Annotated in this window: 10 protein-coding genes; 8 read left to right on the forward strand and 2 right to left on the reverse strand. The window is 47.6% G+C overall.

Annotation, left to right across the window (positions count from 1 at the left end):
• Together kdsC and B3180_RS12535 are read right to left on the reverse strand one after the other, a co-directional pair.
• Positions 1–467, reverse strand: a 467-nt coding sequence (gene kdsC, locus B3180_RS12530) for a 3-deoxy-manno-octulosonate-8-phosphatase KdsC (protein ID WP_286844908.1), incomplete at its 3' end; no start/stop codon positions are given.
• Positions 467–1,444, reverse strand: coding sequence for a KpsF/GutQ family sugar-phosphate isomerase (locus tag B3180_RS12535; RefSeq protein WP_271331833.1), 978 nt, complete (start codon positions 1,442–1,444; stop codon positions 467–469). The genes kdsC and B3180_RS12535, both read right to left, overlap by 1 nt.
• A 156-nt stretch (positions 1,445–1,600) precedes the next feature.
• On the opposite strand from B3180_RS12535, the gene B3180_RS12540 reads away from it, so the two are divergent.
• The 8 genes from B3180_RS12540 to B3180_RS12575 all read left to right on the forward strand — a co-directional run.
• Entirely contained in the window at positions 1,601–2,176 is a 576-nt protein-coding gene (locus B3180_RS12540) for a TetR/AcrR family transcriptional regulator (RefSeq protein WP_054489808.1), read from the forward strand.
• 84 nt (positions 2,177–2,260) lie between these two features.
• Positions 2,261–3,061, forward strand: coding sequence for an ATP-binding cassette domain-containing protein (locus tag B3180_RS12545; RefSeq protein ID WP_054489813.1), 801 nt, complete (start codon positions 2,261–2,263; stop codon positions 3,059–3,061).
• Positions 3,061–3,837 (forward strand): lipid asymmetry maintenance ABC transporter permease subunit MlaE, encoded by a 777-nt coding sequence (gene mlaE / locus B3180_RS12550; RefSeq protein WP_054489966.1) that lies wholly within the window; start codon positions 3,061–3,063, stop codon positions 3,835–3,837. Before B3180_RS12545 ends, mlaE begins: the two co-directional genes overlap by 1 nt.
• Positions 3,838–3,839: 2 nt before the next feature.
• On the forward strand, positions 3,840–4,307 hold the full coding sequence (mlaD, locus tag B3180_RS12555) for an outer membrane lipid asymmetry maintenance protein MlaD (RefSeq protein WP_199494258.1): 468 nt from the start codon (positions 3,840–3,842) through the stop codon (positions 4,305–4,307).
• A 17-nt stretch (positions 4,308–4,324) separates the two neighbouring features.
• Positions 4,325–4,996 (forward strand): MlaC/ttg2D family ABC transporter substrate-binding protein, encoded by a 672-nt coding sequence (locus tag B3180_RS12560; RefSeq protein ID WP_278356687.1) that lies wholly within the window; start codon positions 4,325–4,327, stop codon positions 4,994–4,996.
• Entirely contained in the window at positions 4,996–5,307 is a 312-nt protein-coding gene (locus B3180_RS12565; RefSeq protein WP_199494256.1) for an STAS domain-containing protein, read from the forward strand. The genes B3180_RS12560 and B3180_RS12565 overlap by 1 nt, the downstream gene beginning before the upstream one ends.
• 37 nt (positions 5,308–5,344) lie before the next feature.
• On the forward strand, positions 5,345–5,599 hold the full coding sequence (locus tag B3180_RS12570) for a BolA family protein (RefSeq protein WP_199494255.1): 255 nt from the start codon (positions 5,345–5,347) through the stop codon (positions 5,597–5,599).
• Between the two features lie 16 nt (positions 5,600–5,615).
• Positions 5,616–6,332, forward strand: a 717-nt coding sequence (locus B3180_RS12575; RefSeq protein WP_286844914.1) for a UDP-N-acetylglucosamine 1-carboxyvinyltransferase, incomplete at its 3' end; no start/stop codon positions are given.

A 6,332-nucleotide genomic window follows, 5' to 3' on the forward strand; every position in this document is an offset into this window, starting at 1 on the left:
TGACAACGGGTAATATAATCGGCTTGCTGCTGCACCGATGCGTGAGCATCCTGTACTGCAATACCCAGGCCGGCTGCCTTAATCAGAGCTAAGTCGGGGGTATCATCGCCCACATAGGCGACTTGGTCGGTGCTCAAATTCAATTTCTTCAGCAGCTCATTAAAAGCAGCTGTTTTGTCGTTCTGGCCCTGATAAATGTGACCAACATCTAAATGTTCCATGCGGTGTTCGACAATGCGTGAGGTTCTGCCGGTTATGACCGCGGTCTCAACACCGGACTTTTTTAACGCTTTCATGCCAAATCCATCACGGGTGTGAAATGCCTTGAGTTCCTCACCGTCGTTGCCTAAATAGATTCGACCGTCAGAAAAAACGCCGTCCACATCCAGTACCAGTAACTTAATTTCGGAAAAACGGCTAAACAGGCTTTTATCAATATCACCGTACCAAGTATTAACACACTCCATTAGAGTACTCCCGCCTGTAGTAAGTCATGCATATTCATCGCTCCACACGGCTGACCATCATCATTCGTGATGATAAGCCCGTTAATTTTGCGGTCCTGCATCAGTTTTAATGCTTCTGCGGCCAGCATCTCTGCATTAGCGGTCGTACAGGAGCGGGTCATAACATCAGCTATTGGTGTTTTGTGGACATCCACTCGGTTATCCAGAATGCGGCGCAAGTCACCGTCGGTGAAGATACCGGCCAGGCGATTATTTTCGTCCACTACAGCGGTCATGCCCAGGCCTTTGCGCGACATTTCTAACAAGGCATCACTGATAATAGCGTCAGCCGGAATCATCGGAACTCTGTCGCCTGTGTGCATGACATCGTGCAGGCGAAGCAACAATCGTTTGCCTAAAGAGCCACCAGGGTGAGACAAGGCAAAATCATCGGCGGTAAAGCCGCGGGCGTTCAGCAGAGCGACGGCAAATGCATCACCCATAACCAAAGTTGCTGTGGTAGAGGCTGTTGGCGCCAAGCCCAGTGGGCACGCCTCTTGCTCAACCGCAATACAAACATGGGTGTCGGCAAGTCTTGCCAGAGTGGAGTCCGGTTTGCCGGTCATTGATATTAAGGGAACACCAAGGCGCTTTATGACCGGAATAATGTTCAGTACTTCGGCTGTTTCGCCGCTGTTTGATATGGCAATAACCACATCCTGGGCTGCCACCATGCCGAGGTCACCGTGACTGGCTTCGCCCGGATGAACAAAAAAAGCAGGCGTGCCGGTAGAGGCAAGTGTTGCGGCTATTTTCCCGCCAATATGGCCGGACTTTCCCATGCCGGTAACGATAACCCGACCTTTGCAGTTAAACAGCGTTTGGCAGGCAGCATCAAAGTTATCATCTAAATATTGATATAAACCTTCAATCGCTTTCTTTTCGATATCCAGTACCTGTTCGCCCAGCAGCCGAAAATTCTGGGTTACTTGCTTCATTGTCATGCCTCTGGCGTTGTGCTTTTGCCTTGTATAATACGTCATTCAATACAACTCTGCCTACCGTACTCAGGTAAATCTTGTATTTTATTGTAAAAATAATTACTATACCAACCAGACGGTTAATAAAGTGACTACAGGTAAAGTGAAGACGTTATGGTAGAGAAAAAAGGAGCAGGACGACCCAGTAACAGGGAAGTCATTCTGGATGCGGCAGACCAGCTGGTTGCGGCAGAAGGGGCTGCACACCTGACGTTTGATGCTTTAAGCCAGGTGACAGGAATAAGTAAAGGCGGGTTGCTCTACCATTTCAACAGTAAAGACTGTTTATTACAGGCTATGCTCAAACGACGAGTTGAAAGGTATGAAGCTTTACGTGAGTCCTATCATCAACAATTTAGCGATGACCCAAAAGGGGAGTTAAAAAGTATCTTACTAGCAGCTCTTGATACTGACGCCGAATGTTCACGCCTGGGTAGTGGCATGCTGGCGGCCGCTGCAACCAACCCTGAGCTGCTGGGGCCGCTAAAAGAGCATATTGCTGTTACTTTGCAGCGACTTGAACGTATCGCCGGCAAAAAAGTCGGTAAGACCCTGTTCTATGCTGTTCATGGTGCTCGTTTGTTTGAACAGCTAAACTTATGCGATGCCTGCGTGCATGAACGCGAGGACTTTGCACAATATTTACTGAAACTTGTCGATGAATTGACAGAAATTGAATCGATTCGCTGATAAGATTTGCAACACTTTATCGGTATCAGGTTATGCCGAATGCCGCTAAAATAATGGCATGGAAACTCCTAACAGGAAATTGTCGTGACAAATTTGGTAGAACTTAAGGATCTAACTTTCGCGCATGGAAGCCACCGGGTTTATGACGGCTTGTCGCTTACTGTTCCCAAAGGCAAAATGGTTGCTGTAATGGGCCCCAGCGGAATCGGCAAGACCACGTTGCTGCGTCTGATTGGCGGGCAGCTTAAGCCTGACAGTGGCAGCATTAAAGTCGCCGGTGAAGAAGTTCCCAAGTTAAAACGCGATGCGCTGTACCAATTGCGAAAGCGTATGAGCATGTTGTTTCAAAGTGGCGCTCTTTTTACCGACATGTCGGTTTACGAAAATGTGGCGTTTCCGCTGCGCGAACATACGGACTTACCGGAAGAGCTCATTCGTAGCGTTGTATTAATGAAACTTGAGGCCGTAGGCCTGCGCGGTGCCCGTCACTTAATGCCTTCGGAGTTATCCGGGGGTATGGCTCGCCGAGCGGCTTTAGCAAGGGCTATAGCATTAGACCCCGACCTTATTTTGTACGATGAGCCGTTTGCGGGCCAGGATCCTATTTCTATGGCCGTGATTGTAAAACTCATTAAATCTCTGAATGAATCACTGGGGCTTACATCTATTGTTGTGTCCCATGACGTAAAAGAAGTGTTGTCTATCGCTGATTATGCCTACGTCATTGCTGATAAAAAGGTGGTCGGTCAGGGCACGCCAGACGAGTTGCGGGAGAACGACACCGCAATTATCCAGCAGTTTTTAAAAGGTGCGCCCGACGGCCCGGTCGCATTTCATTATTCGGACGATGATTTTACGACAGACTTGTTAAGGGGCGAGGCATGATCCAGTTTTTACAGTCTATCGGGCGACAAGTCTTAGACAGTCTGGCGGGCATTGGATACGCATTGGCCATGTTAATGAGCGCGATTATTGGCAAGCCTCAACCGAGCAAGTCCTGGCCGTTGTTTGTGAAGCAAATGTACGTTGTCGGCGTACTATCAATGCTCATTGTGATTGTCAGCGGCTTGTTTATAGGAATGGTTCTAGGCCTTCAGGGCTATACTATTTTGGTTGATTATGGCGCTGAGCAGAGTCTGGGCCCCATGGTGGCTTTGTCGTTACTGCGTGAATTGGGGCCTGTTGTCACCGGGCTGCTTTTTGCCGGCCGTGCCGGTTCTGCTTTAACAGCAGAAATCGGCTTGATGAAAGCAACTGAGCAATTGTCCAGTCTGGAGATGATGGCGGTTGATCCGCTGCGTCGTGTTGTTGCTCCGCGCTTTTGGGCCGGCTTAGTCAGTATGCCATTGCTGGCGCTGATGTTTTCAGCTGTTGGTATTTACGGTGGCTACCTGGTTGGTTCTGGCTGGCTGGGCGTTGATGAAGGAGCTTTTTGGTCAGTAATGCAGTCAGCGGTTGATTGGCAGGACGACTTACTCAACGGCATTATTAAGTCAATCGTATTTGCTTTTGTTGTTACCTGGATAGCCTTGTATAAGGGCTATCGTGCAGTGCCAACCTCGGCGGGAATCAGTGCCGCGACAACGTCAACTGTAGTGACGGCATCGCTGGCAATCTTAGGACTCGATTTTATTCTTACAGCTATCATGTTTGGTGGATAACCATGGAATCAAGAAAAACACAGTTATGGGTAGGCGTTTTCGTCGTCGTCGGAATTTTAGCTTTGTTCTTTATCGCATTAAGAGCTGCGAGCGGCACCATGACGACATCGGGTGATACTTACACCCTGTACGCAAAGTTTGACAATGTTGGTAGCCTGAAAGTCCGCTCTCCGGTCAAGGTTGGGGGCGTTGTTGTTGGTCGTGTTACCGATATTTCTCTATCGGGCGACTACTATGAGCCGCGCGTTGAAATGACTATCAGTAAAGAGTATGACCAGTTTTCTGAAACCAGCACCTTGTCGGTACTAACCTCTGGTCTATTAGGTGAGCAATATCTCGGACTGGAACCCGGCTTTATTGATGACAGCGTTGATATGCTGGAAGACGGGGACATGATTACAGACACGAAATCTGCACTTGTACTGGAGAATTTAATAGGCCAGTTCTTGTTTAGTCAGGGTAACGATTAGGTTGTAAGGAGAGCACCATGGCAGTAAATAAATGGATAACAGCAACGTTGGCGATGCTTCTGTTTGTAGCATCGGCATCGGCTGATTTAATACGAAACGAGAATCCACATGAACTACTAAAAGAAGTTGCTGAAACAACTTTTGACCGTATCGCATCGGATAGGGACAAAATCGATGAGGATCCTAACTATCTGAAGGAAATCGTCGAAGATGAAATGATGCCTTATGTCGATAGTTTGTATGCTTCTAAGAAAGTATTGGGTCGTTATCTGCGTGATACCACGAAGGAGCAACGAGAACGTTTCTACCGTGCATTTTACGATTATTTAGTAGCGACTTATGCGCGCGCATTCACACAGTACGATGAAAGTAAGCACAGCGTCAGCTTTGAGCCCAGCAATGATTTAGCCGACGATGCGCGCACTGCAATTGTGCGCACCCGGGTAAAAGAAGAAGGGCGTCCTGAAATTCGTCTGGATTTTCGTATTCGCTATGACTCGGATGAAGAAATTTGGAAAGCTTATGACTTGGTTGTGGAAGGTGTGAGTCTGCTTAACAGTAAGCAAAGCGAAATTTCATCGGTTATTCGGGCTAATGGCATAGATAAGACAATAGAGCTGATTGAGAAGAAAGCTTCTGAGCCTATCAAGGCCGATGACGAAGTTGAAAATCCGACAGAGGGAATTTAATGAGCGCTCAGCAGACAGGCCTGACATCAGTTAAAGTGAGTAGTGATAAAACGCTGGTTTTTAGCGGCTCATTGACTCGCCATAGTGTTGCCAAACTCTGGTCTCAGCGAAAAGGTTGGTCCATAGGCCCGGAAACGAAAGTTGATTTAACGGATGTGGATGTGATCGATACAGCCGGGGTTGCCTTCTTACTTGAGATTCTTAAGTTAGTAGGTGATGGTAAAGGGCCTCTGACGTGTATTGGTGCTTCTGAACAGTTGAAACAAATTGCCCGCGTTAGTGGCGTCGAGTCGTTGCTTTCGTTAAGCTAGGCGGCATTACTCACTTTTAAGCTAACGGCAGATAAAAATGAATACTGAAGAATTGAAAACTTTGCTTAACGAGGCACTTTCACTGGAAGAGTTACTGGTCAAAGCCGAAGGTGCTAATGTTGAAATTATCGCTGTCAGTGAAGACTTTAAAGACATGAGCCGGGTTAAGCGTCAGCAAGCTGTTTATGGCCCACTAAACCCCTTAATTGCGGATGGCTCTATTCACGCAGTTTCAATTAAAGCTTACACGCCTGAAGACTGGGCGCGTGATAAAAAATTAATGATGCCATAAGGTTGTTGGTTAGTTGATGGATAAATTTAAAATACGGGGTGGGCAGCCTTTGTCCGGTTCGGTCAAAATCTCCGGAGCAAAAAACGCGGCTTTGCCTATCCTAATGGCGTCGCTTTTGCCTTCTGATAAAGTCATGTTATCCAATGTTCCCGATTTACATGACGTTGATACAACTTTGGAGTTGTTAGACTGCCTTGGCATTTGTCACAGTAGCCTGAACGATAACAGTGTGACTATCGACCCAACCACACTGAATCATTTTAAAGCGCCTTATGACTTAGTAAAAACGATGCGGGCGTCTATTCTGGTTTTGGGGCCACTATTGGCGAAAACCGGAAAAGCCGAAGTCTCGCTTCCGGGTGGCTGCGCGATAGGAGCCCGTCCCGTTAATCTTCATATTGAAGGTTTACGCAAAATGGGGGCACACATTGATGTTGAAAATGGCTACATTAAGGCATCTGTCGAAGGCCGTTTGAAGGGCGCGGAAATTTTATTAGATACCGTCAGTGTTACTGGTACTGAAAATCTGATGATGGCGGCGGTATTGGCAGAAGGTGAAACGGTAATTGAGAACGCGGCTCGCGAGCCTGAGGTTATCGACTTAGCAAACTTTCTGAACAGCCTGGGTGCGAATGTGCGCGACGCTGGTTGCGATACCATTCATATTACTGGCGTGGAAAAACTGCATGGCGGAGAATACAGCGTCATGCCCGACCGTATCGAAACCGGTACC

The organism is Idiomarina sp. UBA4206 (assembly GCF_002383015.1).
Classification (GTDB): domain Bacteria; phylum Pseudomonadota; class Gammaproteobacteria; order Enterobacterales; family Alteromonadaceae; genus Idiomarina; species Idiomarina abyssalis.